Origin of the sequence: Bartonella sp. AU16XJBT, from assembly GCF_028618665.1 — a bacterium.
Lineage (GTDB): Bacteria > Pseudomonadota > Alphaproteobacteria > Rhizobiales > Rhizobiaceae > Bartonella.
Genome location: NZ_JAQITF010000002.1, coordinates 26565 through 43349, shown reverse-complemented (window position 1 = coordinate 43349; position 16785 = coordinate 26565). Strand labels below are relative to the sequence as shown.

Annotated in this window: 15 protein-coding genes; 3 read left to right on the top strand and 12 right to left on the bottom strand. The window is 39.6% G+C overall.

Annotation, left to right across the window (positions count from 1 at the left end; genetic code table 11):
• Positions 1 to 128: 128 nt before the first annotated feature.
• From clpP to PVV66_RS01325, 5 genes are all read right to left on the bottom strand, one after another.
• The gene (gene clpP / locus PVV66_RS01345) at positions 129 to 761 is read right to left on the bottom strand and encodes an ATP-dependent Clp endopeptidase proteolytic subunit ClpP (RefSeq protein ID WP_273718563.1); all 633 of its coding nucleotides are present in this window, start codon (positions 759 to 761) and stop codon (positions 129 to 131) included.
• 147 nt (positions 762 to 908) lie between these two features.
• Entirely contained in the window at positions 909 to 1718 is an 810-nt protein-coding gene (locus PVV66_RS01340; RefSeq protein WP_273718562.1) for a hypothetical protein, read from the bottom strand.
• A 10-nt stretch (positions 1719 to 1728) separates the two neighbouring features.
• Entirely contained in the window at positions 1729 to 3105 is a 1377-nt protein-coding gene (trkA, locus tag PVV66_RS01335; RefSeq protein ID WP_273718560.1) for a Trk system potassium transporter TrkA, read from the bottom strand.
• Between the two features lie 3 nt (positions 3106 to 3108).
• A complete protein-coding gene (locus PVV66_RS01330) occupies positions 3109 to 4467 on the bottom strand; it encodes a sigma-54 dependent transcriptional regulator (protein ID WP_273718558.1) in 1359 nt (452 codons plus the stop codon).
• Between the two features lies 1 nt (position 4468).
• The gene (locus PVV66_RS01325) at positions 4469 to 6733 is read right to left on the bottom strand and encodes a PAS domain-containing sensor histidine kinase (RefSeq protein WP_273718650.1); all 2265 of its coding nucleotides are present in this window, start codon (positions 6731 to 6733) and stop codon (positions 4469 to 4471) included.
• Positions 6734 to 6909: 176 nt separating this feature from the next.
• On the opposite strand from PVV66_RS01325, the gene rirA reads away from it, so the two are divergent.
• The 3 genes from rirA to PVV66_RS01310 are packed head-to-tail and all read left to right on the top strand — an operon-like array spanning position 6910 to position 9049.
• Positions 6910 to 7341, top strand: a complete 432-nt coding sequence (gene rirA, locus PVV66_RS01320) for an iron-responsive transcriptional regulator RirA (RefSeq protein ID WP_273718556.1) — start codon at positions 6910 to 6912, stop codon at positions 7339 to 7341.
• Positions 7342 to 7373: 32 nt separating this feature from the next.
• A complete protein-coding gene (locus tag PVV66_RS01315; protein WP_273718648.1) occupies positions 7374 to 8564 on the top strand; it encodes a bifunctional 2-C-methyl-D-erythritol 4-phosphate cytidylyltransferase/2-C-methyl-D-erythritol 2,4-cyclodiphosphate synthase in 1191 nt (396 codons plus the stop codon).
• Entirely contained in the window at positions 8561 to 9049 is a 489-nt protein-coding gene (locus tag PVV66_RS01310; RefSeq protein ID WP_273718554.1) for a CinA family protein, read from the top strand. The genes PVV66_RS01315 and PVV66_RS01310 overlap by 4 nt, the downstream gene beginning before the upstream one ends.
• Before the next feature lie 192 nt (positions 9050 to 9241).
• Here the strand turns inward: PVV66_RS01310 and PVV66_RS01305 are convergent, their stop codons facing one another.
• From PVV66_RS01305 to PVV66_RS01275, 7 genes are all read right to left on the bottom strand, one after another.
• Complete coding sequence (locus PVV66_RS01305) at positions 9242 to 9703, bottom strand: type II toxin-antitoxin system RatA family toxin (protein WP_273718552.1); 462 nt, start codon at positions 9701 to 9703, stop codon at positions 9242 to 9244.
• Positions 9704 to 9705: 2 nt separating this feature from the next.
• Positions 9706 to 10668 carry a lipoyl synthase gene (gene lipA, locus PVV66_RS01300; RefSeq protein WP_273718550.1) on the bottom strand — a complete coding sequence of 321 codons (963 nt, stop codon included), beginning with the start codon at positions 10666 to 10668 and terminating at the stop codon, positions 9706 to 9708.
• A 68-nt stretch (positions 10669 to 10736) separates the two neighbouring features.
• Positions 10737 to 12197 (bottom strand): dihydrolipoyl dehydrogenase, encoded by a 1461-nt coding sequence (gene lpdA / locus PVV66_RS01295; RefSeq protein WP_273718548.1) that lies wholly within the window; start codon positions 12195 to 12197, stop codon positions 10737 to 10739.
• A gap of 214 nt (positions 12198 to 12411) precedes the next feature.
• Entirely contained in the window at positions 12412 to 13755 is a 1344-nt protein-coding gene (locus tag PVV66_RS01290; protein WP_273718546.1) for a pyruvate dehydrogenase complex dihydrolipoamide acetyltransferase, read from the bottom strand.
• Positions 13756 to 13769: 14 nt separating this feature from the next.
• Complete coding sequence (locus PVV66_RS01285) at positions 13770 to 15134, bottom strand: pyruvate dehydrogenase complex E1 component subunit beta (protein ID WP_273718545.1); 1365 nt, start codon at positions 15132 to 15134, stop codon at positions 13770 to 13772.
• A gap of 16 nt (positions 15135 to 15150) precedes the next feature.
• Entirely contained in the window at positions 15151 to 16191 is a 1041-nt protein-coding gene (pdhA, locus tag PVV66_RS01280) for a pyruvate dehydrogenase (acetyl-transferring) E1 component subunit alpha (protein ID WP_273718542.1), read from the bottom strand.
• A gap of 135 nt (positions 16192 to 16326) precedes the next feature.
• Entirely contained in the window at positions 16327 to 16638 is a 312-nt protein-coding gene (locus tag PVV66_RS01275; RefSeq protein ID WP_012231414.1) for a septum formation initiator family protein, read from the bottom strand.
• Positions 16639 to 16785: the final 147 nt, after the last annotated feature.

Genomic DNA, 16785 nt, shown 5'->3' with positions numbered 1-16785 from the left:
CATCATGAAAACTAAAAGACATATAGAAAACCATGAATGTCTCAATATTTTTAGGTGTTTCTCTTAATTTTTGCGATATTTTCTATAAAACTCTTTATCTAAAGTAGATGTTTTTTCTATAAAAATTCTTAATCTTTTTCTTCTTTTTCAGTTTCTGCACGATAGTGTATAACATCATCAACTAAGCCAAACGCTTTGGCCTCTTCTGCTGTCATAAAATGATCGCGATCAAGCGTTCTCTCAATAACCTCATAATCTTGACCTGTATGTTGAACATAAATTTCATTTAAACGCCGTTTCATCTTTATAATATCTTGTGCATGTCGCTCAATATCTGAAGCCTGACCTTGAAAACCACCAGATGGCTGATGCACCATAATACGCGCATTTGGCAATGCAAAACGATGACCTTTTGCTCCAGCTGTTAACAATAACGATCCCATAGATGCCGCCTGCCCCATGCAAAGCGTAGAAACAGGAGGACGAATAAACTGCATAGTATCATAAATAGCCATACCAGATGTTACGACACCACCTGGAGAATTAATATAAAGACTAATTTCTTTTTTAGGATTTTCGGCTTCTAAGAAAAGTAATTGTGCACAAATAAGCATTGCCATACCATCTTCAACAGGACCATTAATAAAAATAATCCGCTCCTTTAAAAGACGGGAAAAAATATCATAAGCCCGTTCACCACGATTGGTTTGTTCAATAACCATAGGAACAAGGCTTAATGCTGTTTTCATTGGATCACTCATATTTTTACTTTCCTTGTCATATAACAATCGCTTTTTACACAATCAATATTTTTATCCATAGGCTAACATTACTCTTTTGTGCAAGCGACAATCAAGAGCCATCTAGGATAGATTAAAATCTCAATGGTTAAAATAGCAATAATAACTCTACCTAAACAAATCATGAACTTCAGGAATGCGAGAGACTGCCCAATGGTAAAAACTTCCTTCCTGAGGTCTTTGCGTGGTCTTGGTTTTTCTGTGAATATGAAATCCTATCAAACGTGAATCTGTAAGCGGTTTTACGCCAAAAGCTGATTCAAAGATGTATTCAGTTTTTCGTCCAGTCCAATAATAAAAAGTTTCCTTTTCCTTTGCCTCGTGAAAAAAACTATATCGTTTTGCTAATCGTGAAATACCGTCATTGCCAAATATCGTAACGCCAAGATTTGCGGGTAAAACTGGCATTTTTTTTCTCTTTAACCAGAATGGTCTCCAAACACGACGCTTAAACCCAAGCCAATGAGGGATCATTTCTGTCCCTGCCCAATAATCTTCAAACACTTTTATAATAGGGTTATCTGGAGGAAAATAAAGGGCAGAAACGCCTACTCTTATATTATTTTCTCTTGCCAACCAAACCTTATTCGCATCGGGGTGAAATTGTTTAACGAGGTAAACATCTGTATCCAACCAAACACCTTGTTGATATTTCATCAGCATAACACGAAAAAAATCCGAGAACTGAACAATTGTACATCCTGGTTTATTATCAGAAAAATTGGGATCAAGGCGATAAATTGCTGAACGTGGTAAAATTGATTCGGCTTCAAGCAACTCAACACCAGCAGGTAAATTGTCTATTTCTTTATCATAACTAAAAAGCTTAACGCGCTGACCAGTTTTGACCATTGAGGACAAACAAAGCCTATCCACCAATCTTAACTGTCCACTATACCAAAAAGTACAAATATCCATAAATAATATATCAAAAATATTCCAAACTTACGCGAAAAAGTTGTTCAACATCACGAACCCTATCAGCAAGGGCAAAAATCACTATTCTATCACCAGACAAAATACGCGCTTCTGCTGAAAGCTGTATGATTGTCTTATTACGATAAATTGCCCCAATTCTCAAACCATCTGATAAATTAAGCTCTGATAATGACTTACCAACCAATGAAGATGTTTGCATCACTTCAGCTTCAATAATTTCTGCTCGACCATTAAAAACTGAATGAACAGAACGAATACGCCCACGGCGCATTTGTTGCAAAATTTTCGATATTGTAACGCTATGGGGATTAAGATAGGCATCCACACCAACTGCACGGCTAAATTCTTGGTAGGCAACATTATTAATCAACACCATATTGGCTTTACAACCCAATCTTTTAGCAATAATAGCACTTAAGAGATTAACCTGATCCTGATTGGTTAATGTAATCATTAAATCGGCCTGATCAATTCCCGCATCTTGAAGAATCACTGGATCTAACACGTTACCATATAAAACAGTTGTTTTCTCAAGCTGATCAGCAATTGTGAGAGCTCTTTCTCTCTGCGATTCTATAATCTTCAATTTTAATTTATGGAGACGCTTTTCAATAGCCTGAGCAACATAAAGGCCAATGTGACCACCCCCTGCAATAATCATGCGGTGCGCATCTTGTTCTTTATGACCAAAAAGTCCAACAGCACGACGCATCTGCTCACGAGCAACAACAAGATAGGTTATATCACCAACGCGTAATTGCGTTTCTGAATGTGCAATCAATAATTCCGAACCACGTTTAATAGCGGTAACCGTCGTGTGAAGATCTGGAAAAAGCTCTGTTAATTGACGCAAAGGTGTATTAATAACAGGACAATCTTCCATACATTCCAAAGCTAGTGCAACAATATCATCATTACAAAAATAAAGAACATCTATTGCACCAGGCAGCGCAATACGACGTAAAACCATTTCCCCAACTTCAACTTCTGGCGAAATAACCACATCAATGGGAATATTTTCTCTGGAAAAAAGCGTCTTATAGCGTGGTTCTAAATAAGATTGTGATCGGATACGAGCAATTTTTGTGGGAACATCAAATAATGAATGGGCGACCTGACAAGCGACCATATTCACTTCATCAAACAAAGTAACAGCAATCAACATATCAGCTTTGTCTGCATCTGCAGCCAAAAGAACTTCAGGACGAGAACCGTGACCAACAAAACCTCTCACATCCAATGTATCGCGAATTTTTTCAATTAATCTGGTTTCAATATCGATAACAGTAACATCATGATTTTCAGCAGCAAGACGCTCTGCTATTCCATAACCAACCTGTCCTGCACCGCAAATAATAACACGCATTTTTTAAGAAACTCCAAGCGCTTTAAGCTTACGATGCAAAGCTGAACGCTCCATGCCTATAAATTCAGCAGTACGCGATATATTTCCACCCAAACGCCCAATCTGCGCCACTAAATATCTCTTTTCAAACAATTCCCGTGCTTCACGCAACGGTAAATCCATGATACTCTCATCTGAATCCATTTGAAGAAGTGGTAAAGGATCACTCACTTCACTGGGAAGAAAATCTGCTGTTATAGGACCATCACCATCCCGTACAAGAATAAGAAGACGCTCAATATTATTCCGTAATTGCCGTACATTACCCGGCCAAGCATGCGTTTGCAAAATAGCAATCACATCATCACTGATTTCACGCGGCTTAATTCCAACCTGCTGTGATATTGTTTTTACGAAATGATGGACAAGTTCTGGAATATCTTCACGACGGGCTGAAAGAGGTGGAACAGTAATAGGAACGACAGAAAGGCGATGGAAAAGCTCTTCTCTAAAGCGCCCGTCAGAAATAAGGTTTTCAAGATTTTGTGCTGTTGAAGAAATGATACGAACATCCACCTTAACACGTTTTGTACCGCCAACTCTCTCAAATGTCTGTCCCGTTAACACCCGAAGAATCTTACCTTGAGTTTCACGGGGCATATCAGCAATTTCATCAATATATAATATTCCACCATGAGCTTCCTCTAAAGCACCGATCTTGCGCTCTCTTCCCTCCATTTCGCTGCCAAATAACTCTATTTCCATTCTTTCCGGCGTAATCGTTGCTGCATTTATTGTAACAAATGGCCCATTCGAACGTGTTGAGAGCGCATGAATAGTTCGTGCAACTGTCTCTTTTCCAGCCCCTGAAGGACCTGTTATCATGATGCGACTATTGGTTGGCGCTACTTTTTCTATGATTTGACGCAAATTTCTTATAACTGTCGATTTTCCGAGCAGCTCCAATGTCTCGTTTGAACGTTTTCGCAATTCTAAAAGCTCACGTTTTAAATTTGAGTTTTCAAGCGTTCTCTCTGCAACCAATACAAGTCTATCAGCTTTAAAAGGTTTTTCAATGAAATCATAGGCCCCGCGCTTTATAGCAGAAACAGCGGTCTCAATATTACCATGACCTGAGATCATAACGACTGGAAGAGCTGGATATTGCGTTTTAATTTCATCAAGCAATGCTAAACCATCGAGGCGACTTCCCTGTAACCAAATATCTAAAAAAATGAGCTTTGGAATACGCTCACTAATTTGAGCTAATGCTTCATCAGAGTTACAAGCAACACGCGTTTCATAACCTTCATCATCTAAAATACCAGAAACAAGCTCACGAATATCTGCTTCATCATCAACAATCAAGATATCTGATACCATACTATTCCCCTATCTTATGATTTATAGCTTGTATAATATTACCCTGCTTACCCCCATCTGAGGGAAATATCAAACGGATCATCGCTCCACGCCCTTCATAAAAACTCTCCGGTGCATCATGAAGCTCCATGGAACCACCGTGATCTTCAATAACTTTGCGCACAATGGCTAACCCGAGCCCTGTTCCTTTCTCCCGCGTTGTTATATAGGGTTCTAATAACTTTTGTCTTTGCTCTTTAGGAAGTCCTTTTCCGTTATCAATAACATCCACAACCACCCATTCTTCTTGCCGGTAAGAACGGACAAGAATATGACCGTGAATAGTCTCCTCTCGCATAACCGAATCTATGGATTCGCTTGCATTTTTGATAACGTTGCAAAAAGCCTGTACAATGAGACGGTTATCAAATGCCCCCATAAGGGGTAGACTCCCTAAGTCTTGCTCAAAATAAATATCATGTCGCGTCACTTCTATCAAGAAACATGCTTCACGCAACAATTCACGTATATCTAAAACATGCATTTGTGGTTTGGGCATACGTGCAAAAGAAGAAAACTCATCAACCATACGCCCAATATCTCCAACTTGGCGAATAATTGTGTCAATACACCGCTCAAAGACCTCTCTATCTTGTGTAATAACTTTGTTATAACGTTTACGAATACGTTCAGCGGATAACTGAATAGGTGTGAGGGGATTTTTAATTTCGTGTGCAATGCGCCGTGCAATATCCGCCCACGCTGCTGTACGTTGCGCTGCAACGAGGTCTGTAATATCATCAATTGTTAGAACCCAAGATTGCCCTTCTCCATCATCCTCTTCCATCGTAACTTGGACATTACAGACACGCTCTTTTCCTGCAACGTTTAAAGTAACCTGCTCACGATGATTTTTACGACCTAATGAACGCGCAAACTGAAAAACCTGCCAAATTTCAGCACTTAAAGATAAAAGACTTTGTCCAACAACCTGTTCAGAACGAATATCAAACATCGTTTCAATAGACCGATTGATAATTGTAATATCACCATTATCATCTATTCCTGCTACTCCCGCTGTTACACCCGATAACACAGCTTCAGAAAAACGCCGTCTCTCATCAATTTGATCACGCACTGCAATCAACTCATTGCGCCGACTTTTCAATTCACTGACCATGTAATTAAAAGTTTTGGATAATTGCCCAATATCTCCATCTTTTGCTCGTACTGGCACAAAAATTTCCATATTTCCAGACGCAACGTCATCAGCAGCACTAATGAGAAGACGAATAGGGCGAACTAAACGATCAGCAACAGCAATAGCTGCCCAAATGGAAGATAAGAATAAACTAAAAAAAAGACATAAATAAAGCATACCAAATGCAATTTGTGTCAACAGGCGATTTTCATTTAAATCACGATAACGATCCGTATTAACTTCTGTCAAACGCAAAGCAGATAAAACGCCTTTATCAACGTCACGCACCAAATATAAAAATGTGTTTGGAATATTGTTAAATTTTAAAATAATACCAAAATAATCATGAACGCCTGGTTGAAAAGAAAAAGGCCTCGCACTGGTTGCACGTTCAATAAGATTGGACGGAGGAATTGGTAGTTTATCCTCATCACCAAGAGCACTCGATACAAAAATAGTTCCGCTAGAACTTAACAAAAATGCACCACGCAAATTGCGTCCTAAAGCATGACGCGTCAATTGCATCCGATATTCAGCTGGATTACGTTCTAAAAGTTTTTTGTTATCAAGTGCAAATGCCATAGCGTAAGATAAATTTTTTAAATTTTGAAGCATTTCATCTGCATAAGCATTTGCTAAATCAATAGAAGAACCTACAATTTGCCGCGTTGTTGTATCAAACCATCGGTCAAGTCCTAAATTGAGTGCTGGCCCTGATACAAGAGCGACAGCAACAGCTGGCATGGTTGCAACAAGTGCAAACAATGAAATAAGGCGCACATGAAGACGCGAGCCTGCACGCCTTGAACGCCACGCACGAATGATGGGAATCATCTCATAAAAAACGATGACAACAAGCCCTAAAACCCAAAAACTATTAATCCCTATAAGAATAAGGGTTACTATTCTACTAGGAACAAAAGGGGTTAATCCGATAAGAATAATAAACGAAACAGAGGCTGTAAGTAAAGCCAATACAATAATTGCAATCCCTAAAAAGATATATACCTTACTTAATCGATACAATTCATCGTTATAAGTATTTTTATCGATGTCTTGAAGATTCGTCACAGCAGTTGTATTCATCATAAGCTTACAGACCCTTATCCCATTATTCTCATATAACCTTTTGTGACAAAAATTGACAATAATAATACTCCATTTAAAATAAGGCAAATATAGTCAATAAGAAAGAACTTCTTTATTTTGCAAAATATCTTTAAATTAGACTGCGTCCGACGATACTTTACAAAGGAAATGAGATGCGCTTAACAAAACAAACAAATTATGCTCTTCGAATGCTTATGTATTGTGCAGATAAGCAGGGATCGCTGTGTCGTGTTCCAGAAATTGCTAAAACATATGCCGTTTCAGAACTCTTTTTATTTAAAATCCTTCAACCACTTGTTCAAGCAGGTTTTATACAAACAGTGCGTGGACGCAATGGTGGTGTTAAATTGGCGAAACCCGCAGCAGAGATTTCTGTTGCTGATGTTGTGAAAGTAACAGAAGATAACTTTTCCCTCGCAGAATGTTTCAATACTGCAGAATCCAATTGCCCACTGATCGATTTTTGTGGTTTAAATACGGCACTTCAAAAAGCATTAAATGCTTTTTTTGAGGTGTTATCCGTGATATCCCTTGCTGATCTACAACAATCATCCTTTCACAATCATTTTAAAGTTAATAAATAATAAACTAAAGTTATAACATAAGGAGATTCAGTATTTCTATTGCAGCAATAATATTAGCCGCTGGACGTGGTGAAAGAGCAGGATCTCCCCATAAAGTTCCAAAACAATATCGGCTTCTAGGACAAAAGCCGATTATTTATCATACCGTGCATTGTTTTTTGCAGCATCCAGCTATCACAACAATTATCCTTGTTATTCATCCAGAAGATCGTCAAATCTGTGAACAAGCACTCGCCGAATTGAAAGAGCGCCTTATTATCGTTGAAGGAGGCAATACACGTCAAATCTCTACCTTACATGGACTTCAGGCACTTAAAAAATTCAATCCCCAATATGTGCATATTCATGATGGTGCACGTCCCTTTATCGAAAATAAGCTCCTTGATAACATTCATAACACTATCACGCCTCAAGAAGGCGTTCTTCCTGTTCTACCCATCTCTGATACCCTTAAACGCATCAATCATCAGCATGTTTTAGAAACAATTCCCCGTACCCATCTTTATAGTGCACAAACGCCACAGTGCTTTCCCTTTGAACATATCTTAGCAGCCCATAAACAAGCAAAAGAAGTTTGTAAAGAAGACTTCACTGATGATTGTGCCGTTGCCGAATGGTTTGGTCTTCCTATGCGCACCATTCCAGGTGATCCTCATAATATAAAAATCACATGGCACAAAGATTTTGATACCGCCCATTTATATCTCCAGAAAAAAATGCAAATGTTTCCTGATATCCGTACTGGTAATGGTTATGATGTTCATTCTTTCGAAGAAGGGGATTTTCTTATATTATGTGGTATAAGAATCCCTTTTCATAAAAAATTAAATGGACACTCCGATGCGGATGTTGCTCTTCATGCATTAACAGATGCCCTTCTTGCAACACGAGGTGCAGGAGATATCGGTACACATTTTCCTCCCTCTGATCCTCAATGGAAAAATGTATCATCAGAAATTTTTCTACGCCATGCTCTTGGTCTTCTAAAACAAGCTGGGGGTCGTATTGCCAATGTTGATATCACAATTATTGCTGAAAACCCTAAAATTGGTCCCTATCGTCATGCTATGACAGAAAATCTTATGACAATACTTGCAATGACACCGGACCGAATCTCTATCAAAGCGACAACAAATGAAAAACTGGGGTTTATTGGTCGTGGCGAAGGCATTGCGGCTTTGGCAACAGCAAGTGTTCTTTATCCAGGAGAAATTCCCCAATGACATATTTTTATGAAAAACAAGCGCATGAAGTTCTTAATATCTGTCGCCAAAAGGGTTTATTATTAACAACTGTCGAGTCTTGTACAGGAGGACTCATTGCTGCAAGCCTCACAAATATTGCAGGATCGTCAGATGTCCTCGATTGTGGATTTGTTGTTTATTCAAATGAATCCAAAACACGCCTTGTTAGCGTGTGTGCTGAACTTATAAAAACCTATGGTGCCGTTTCAAAAGAAGTTGCTCTTGCAATGGCTGAAGGTGGATTAAAACATTCACAAGCTGACATTGCAGTTTCTGTAACAGGAATTGCTGGTCCAGGAGGCGCAAGTCTAAACAAACCTGTAGGGCTTGTGCATTGCGCAGTTGCTTACAAAAATCACTCCCCTTTGCACAAAGAAATGCACTTTGGCCATCTTGATCGCAAGACTATCCGCCATGCAACTGTTGAAAATGCTTTTCAAATGATTCTGGAACGACTTCTCTGAATTTCCATACCAATTTCAAAACTCTCTATTCAACATTGGAGTCCATAATCATCAATATCTTATCTAATAAATATTGTGATGTTCTGTTTAAAAGAGTTTCCCTTAAAAAAAAGAAATCACTAAAGATGGCAATCAATTCCCACCTTTACGCCTTTATAAACAATGTGTCTTATTAAAAAATAACAGAATAGATTATGTTATTGCAGAACCATAAATCTGATTGGCGCGCTTTTCAAAAGCATCGGTAAATTTACGAAATGCAATATCAAACATTGAGCCCATCACGCGTCCAAGTATTTTACTTTTAAATTCATAATCAATAAAAAACTCTACATTACATGCATTGGTATTTTCAATATTATGAAAGACCCAACGATTTTCAAGATATTTAAATGGACCATCAATATAATTAACCTCTATCAAAGCTTTCTTTGGCTGAAGAAAAACTTGGGTCGTAAACGTTTCTCGAATAACCTTATAGCCAACGGTCATATCTGCAAGAAGCAACGTCTTTTCCTCACATTTCTTGCGAGAACGTATTATTAAAGCCTCACACATGGGTAAAAACTCAGGATAACGTTCAATATCTGACACAAGATCAAACATCTCACGAGCACTATGGGCAACTTGCCGATGTGTTGAAAAAGTTGGCATAATTATCTCTGTAAGGCAAATTTTTCATCACGCGCTTTTTGCAAAATGGCAAAATCATCTCCTGCATGATGAGATGAACGTGTCAGAGGATTGGAAGCCATATGTAAAAAACCTTTTACTTTACCAATCTTGGCAAAAGATTCAAACTCTTCCGGAGGCACAAAGCGAATAACTGGATGATGTTTTCGCGTAGGCTGCAAATATTGTCCAATTGTCATAAAATCTACATCAGCAGAGCGTAAATCATCCATTAATTGCAGAATTTCATTTCGTTCCTCTCCAAGGCCAACCATAATTCCCGATTTTGTAAAAATTGTTGGATCAAGTTCTTTAACGCGTTGTAACAGACGAATTGAATGAAAATAACGCGCTCCTGGACGAACCTTCAAATATTTAGAAGGAACTGTTTCTAAGTTATGATTAAAAACATCAGGCTTAGCAGCAACAACAATTTCTAAAGCACCATCCTTATGACGAAAATCAGGTGTCAAAACTTCAATTGTTGTTTTAGGCGCTTTTCGACGAATCGCATAAATAACTTTTGCAAAATGCTCAGCGCCACCATCAGCAAGATCATCACGATCAACAGATGTAATGACAACATGCTTTAATTCCATCCGTGCAACAGCATCGGCTACACGCTCTGGCTCATCATCATCAACGGCAAGCGGAATACCTGTTGCAACGTTACAAAAAGCACAAGCACGCGTACATATCTCACCTAAAATCATAAAGCTTGCATGCCGCTGGCTCCAACATTCGCCAATATTAGGGCAACCTGCTTCTTCACAGACAGTCACCAACTTATGTGTGCGGACAATACCATGCGTTTCCTTATAGACCGGTGATGTTGGCGCTTTTACACGTATCCAATCTGGCTTTTTCTGAACGCTTGTATCCGGACGATGGGCCTTTTCAGGATGACGCAAACGTCTATTCGTAACTCTATCAACAACCGTAACCATTTAAGCCTTTGCCTTATAAATATAAAGTCGCAATGAAAAATATAAGATCTTTCACTCAAACCCAATCATCAAGCGTTTAAAACTTGACCATAAGCATCCAATACACTTTCTTTCATCATTTCCGATAAGGTCGGATGTGGAAAGACAGTATGCATCAATTCTTCCTCTGTTGTTTCAAGATTCATGGCAATAACAAAACCCTGTATTAGTTCTGTTACCTCCGCCCCGACCATATGGGCGCCAAGAAGCTGTCCTGTTTTTTGATCAAAAATCGTTTTTACTAACCCCTGATCTTCACCCAAAGCAATCGCCTTGCCATTTGCGGAAAAAGAATAACGACCAATACGTATATCATACCCTGCGTCTTTTGCTGCTGCTTCTGAAAGACCTACAGAAGCAACTTGTGGTGTGCAATAGGTGCACCCTGGAATTTTTTTCTTATCAAGCGGATGAACATTCTTTAAACCCGCAAGACGTTCAACGCATATCACGCCTTCTTCTTCTGCTTTATGGGCTAACATAGGAGGACCTGCCACATCACCAATAGCATAAATACCTCCAATCCCTGTCCAACTCCATTCATCGGTTACAATACACCCACGATCGGTTTTGACACCCAACGCTTCTAACCCGATATTCTCAATATTACCCTGCACCCCAACAGCAGAAATCACCCGGTCAACAGTCATTGTCTCTGTTTTGCCCTTAACATCAATATGTACTGTCACAGAATTGGAAGCTTTTTCAACCTTTGTTACTTTTGCTTGGCAAAGAATACGTAAACCTTTTTTCTCTAACCGTTTACGGGCAAATGTTGAAATTTCAATATCTTCAGCGGGCATAATGTGAGGCATCATTTCAACAACAGTGACCTCAGCACCCATATCACGATAAAAAGAAGCAAATTCAATACCAATAGCTCCAGACCCTATGACCAAAAGCGATTTTGGCATTGCTGGCGGGATCATCGCTTCAAAATAAGTCCAAATGAGCTTTCCATCTGGCTCAATACCAGGAAGGACACGAGGACGTGCGCCTGTTGCAATAATGATGTGTTTTGCTTGATAAGTCCCCTGCCCTAATATTCCTTTAGGGATTGGATTTTGCGGTTGCATAACCGGTTTAGAGGATGAAGAAACCATAATTTCCGCAGGTTGGCTTCCTTTCGCTTCTTTCGTAAGCTTTGCTTCACCCCAGATAATATCAATTTTGTTTTTTTTCATTAAAAAATCAACACCAGCATTTAAACGTGCTGAAACGCTGCGTGAACGTGTCACAACATCTTTGATGTTTGCTTCAATTGAACCATTAATTTTTAGTCCATAATCTTTCGCATGTTCAGCAAAATGTTTCACTTCCGCCGAACGTAAAAGGGCCTTTGTTGGAATACACCCCCAATTTAAACAAATCCCTCCCAGATGTTCACGCTCAACAATTGCAGTCTTAAAGCCACATTGCGCAGCACGAATTGCGGTTACATATCCGCCTGGACCTGATCCAATTACAATTACATCATAAAGATTTGCCACAGTAATTCCTCCATGGATATATATAAAATGGATATGCACTCTTTGAACTTAAGACTGAAAACCAACATGATAAAATTATCTTATGTTTTTACTCTATGCTTCACATAAATGCTTTACCCAAACCAGAAACAGCAATAGCATTACTCTTCAAACTTTTAAATTTGCTTTCACTCTCTTAACATACACGCTCATAGTTTACGTGAAGAATTGTCATTCAAACCAACATTGCTAATGGATTTTCAATCATCTTCTTAAAAGTTCGTGCCAGCTCTGCTGCTAAAGCACCATCGACAGCACGATGATCAACAGAAAGTGTAACCGACATAACTGTTGCAACGGCTAATGCGCCATTTTTAACAACGGCGCGTTGCTCACCTGCGCCAATCGCAAAAATCGTCGCATGTGGTGGGTTAAGGATAGCAGAAAAACTTTTTACACCATACATCCCCATATTGGATACAGCTGTTGTTCCCCCCTGATATTCTTCCATTTTTAACTTGCGTTCACGCGCACGCTTTGCAAAATCCTTCATCTCTTTGGAAATAAGCGATAACGGCTTTTCCTCTGCATGGCGAATAATCGGCGTAATTAATCCATTGGGAACAGAAACAGCAACCCCAACATCACAATGTTTATGATGAAGCATTCCACCTTCAAGCCAAGAAACATTCGCATCAGGAACCGCTTTCAAAGAAAGTGCAACCGCTTTGATTACCATATCATTAACAGAAAGCTTATAAGTAGGCTTAGCTTCTTCCAGAGTCTTAACCATTGGAGCAGCAGCATTCAATTGTGTACGCAACGCTAATAGCGCATCAAGTTCACACTCTACGGTCACATAGAAATGCGGAACTCTTTGCTTTGATTCCACCAAACGTGTGGCGATCGTTTTACGCATATTATTATGGGGTGCGAAAATATATTCATCCTCTTTAAAGAGTTGCAATATCTGTTTATCAGAAGCACCCGCTGCAACCGGCTTGCCGATTTGTGACGAATAAGAAGCTTGAGAAATATCACCGCCCATAGCTTTTTCTACATCGCACTTAATAATACGTCCATGGGGACCACTTCCAGAAATAAGCGATAAATCAAGACCTGCCTGAGAAGCTAATCGCCGTGCTAAGGGAGAAGCAAAAAGACGAGTCCTCTTTTTATCTTGCTGTATTAATTGCTGATCTGATGATTCATGAGACATTTTTGCTCCCTTTGCGTCCGTCTGCTTCAGAGAATCTGGTTGTTTTACACCCTCTGATTCTTGTCTTGTAGAAGAAGAGGTCTCTTCTACAACTTTTGCCGCTTCAGCTAAGTCTTCATCTTCTTCTGCTAAAACAACAATCAAAGAATTTACTTTAACACCTTGTGTACCAGCAGGAACAACGATTTTGGCAACCCTACCTTCATCAACGGCCTCAACTTCCATCGTCGCTTTATCCGTCTCAATTTCAGCAATAACATCCCCGGAGGAAACCTTATCGCCCTCCTTAATATTCCATTTTGTTAAATTTCCCTCTTCCATCGTAGGGGAAAGCGCTGGCATTGTAATTTTAATGGGCATTGTGCTTTCCTCCGTTATGCTCTGTACGTCACAGCCTTAACAGCCTCAATAACTTCAGCAGTATCAGGCAAAGCCAACTTCTCAAGATTAGCAGCATAAGGCATTGGAACATCTTTACCAGAAATCGTCGCAATTGGTGCATCAAGATAGTCAAAAGCCTGCTGCATAACACGCGTTGCTATTTCAGTTCCTACAGATGACTGAGGAAACCCCTCTTCAATTGTTATCAAACGACCCGTTTTTTTAACAGAAGAAAGAATTGTCGGAAGATCCATCGGACGAATGGTTCGTAGATCAATTAATTCAACGTCAATACCAAGTTTCTCAATTTCTGGTAACGCTTGAACAGCATAATGCATTCCAATCCCACAGGCAACAATCGTCACATCTTGCCCAGACTTATGAATACGCGCCCGACCAATAGGCAAAATAAAATCATCGAGTTGAGGAACCTCAAATTGATGCCCGTACAAAATCTCATTTTCAAGGAAGATAACAGGATTATCATCACGAATAGCAGCTTTTAGCAAACCTTTTGCATCTGCTGCACTATAAGGCATGATAACTTTCAGACCTGGAATATGACTATACCAGGCAGCATAGCATTGAGAATGTTGAGCTCCAACACGAGCCGCCGCGCCATTGGGACCACGGAAAACCATAGGAGCAGTCATTTGCCCACCAGACATATAACGTGTTTTTGCTGCTGAGTTAATAATTTGATCCATTGCCTGCATGGCAAAATTAAAGGTCATAAACTCGACAATAGGACGTAACCCTCCAAAAGCAGCACCAACAGCCAACCCGGCAAAGCCGTGCTCTGTAATTGGGGTATCAATAACGCGCCGTTCTCCGAATTCTTCCAACAAACCTTGGCTAACCTTATAGGCCCCTTGATATTGCGCAACTTCTTCCCCCATGAGAAAGACTTTTTCATCACGCCGCATTTCTTCAGCCAAAGCCTGATTAAGCGCTTCACGGACTGTCATTGTCACCATTTGTGTTCCCGCTGGAATATCAAAATCAGCAGGGATAGCAAAAGTCGGAGACTGCGGAACTGACGAGGGAAGAGAAGGGGAGGACGCTTTAGGTTTTTGTGCTGTATCCGTAGACTGTGAGATATCCTCAGCACGCTCACCTTCTTCTAATAAAACTGCAATAACACTATTAACCTTTACGCCTTCAGAACCTTCAGGCACAAAAATTTTACCAAGAGTGCCTTCATCAACAGCCTCTACTTCCATTGTCGCCTTATCCGTCTCAATTTCAGCAATAACATCGCCAGAGCGAACCTTATCACCTTCTTTCTTGAGCCATTTAGACAATTTACCTTCTTCCATAGTTGGTGAAAGCGCCGGCATCAAAATATCAATAGACATACTTGCTTCCCTCGCATCAAACTAAAATATCCGTGTAGAGCTCAGAAGCATCTGGCTCTTGATCACTTTGTGCAAAATCTGCCGCATCAGCAACAATTGCACGGACCTCTTTCTCAATAGACTTTAAATCATCTTCGCTCGCCCAACTCTGTTTAAGAATCCGACTTCTTACTTGATCAATCGGATCGTGTTCCTCTTTTATTTTTTGGACTTCTTCTTTAGAGCGATATTTTGCCGGGTCAGACATGGAATGACCACGATAACGATAGGTTTGCATATCAAGAATGATCGGCCCTTTACCCGAACGAGCCCAAGAAATTGCTTCATCAGCAGCACCTTTTACGGATCGAACATCCATACCATCAACAACAATACCTGGAATTTCAAAAGAAAGACCACGACGCGAAAAATCAGTTTCTGCAGATGCACGTGAAACGGATGTTCCCATAGCATACTGGTTGTTTTCAATAATATAAACAACCGGCAGCTTCCAAAGTGAAGCCATATTAAAACTTTCGTAAACCTGCCCCTGATTTGCAGCACCATCACCAAAATAAACCAATGTCACATTATCTTTACCAAGATATTGATTCGAAAATGCCAAGCCTGAACCTATGGGAACCTGCGCACCAACAATACCATGTCCACCATAAAAGTTCTTTTCTTTAGAGAACATATGCATCGAGCCACCTTTGCCTTTGGAAAATCCCCCTTGGCGTCCCGTTAATTCTGCCATGACACCACGCGGGCTCATCCCAACTGCTAACATATGGCCATGATCGCGGTAAGACGTAATAACTTGATCACCTTCTTTTGTTGCCTTTAATGTTCCTATAACAACAGCTTCCTGTCCAATATAAAGATGACAAAATCCCCCAATAAGCCCCATACCATAAAGTTGTCCTGCTTTTTCTTCAAAACGGCGAATTAAAAGCATTTCACGATAGGCATCAATTTCTTCCTCTTTTGTAAAAACTGCTATTGGTGCTTTTTTCGTGGTGCTTGATAATGCAGTGTGCGCTACCGACGCAGAATTTTTTTTAAGTCGTTCTGCCATATTAAACTCCCTTTTATGATTAGCTAGGAATAACCTTTACGAACGAAAGTTACAAGCCTTATCAATCGGCTTAAACAATATCATTACTGATTGTCGTTTAAATTAAGCGATTTCTCATTTACCTTTGATATCATTTCAAGGCATTAAGATTGTCAATTCATTTGGCTTAGAAAAATTTAAATTCTTTCGGACATACTCATCCAACATGTCCTTTTCAATATGTCCATTGCGTAAAAGAGAAATGCGCTTTTCAATGAATTTCCGCTCAGCTTCTATTTTATGAAGCTCCTTTTCTAATTCGCTAATATACTGATTAACTTCACTGCGTGAATACAATCCATACTCACCATGATAAATATGGTAACTGAAATAGCTTAAAACACCCACCGTCATAAGAGGTAGTACAAAGCGCACTTTGATTGATCTACGTTTCTGCTTTGTCCACATAAAATAGCACAGTCTTTACAGCACAAGTTTCTTAATATTCTGCCCAACTATGCACGATTTTGATTAACACCTCATTACTCAATCTACACACGCAAACAATTTGTTACCACCAATTTATCCCCCCCTTAAATACAATCAAAGTAAGCT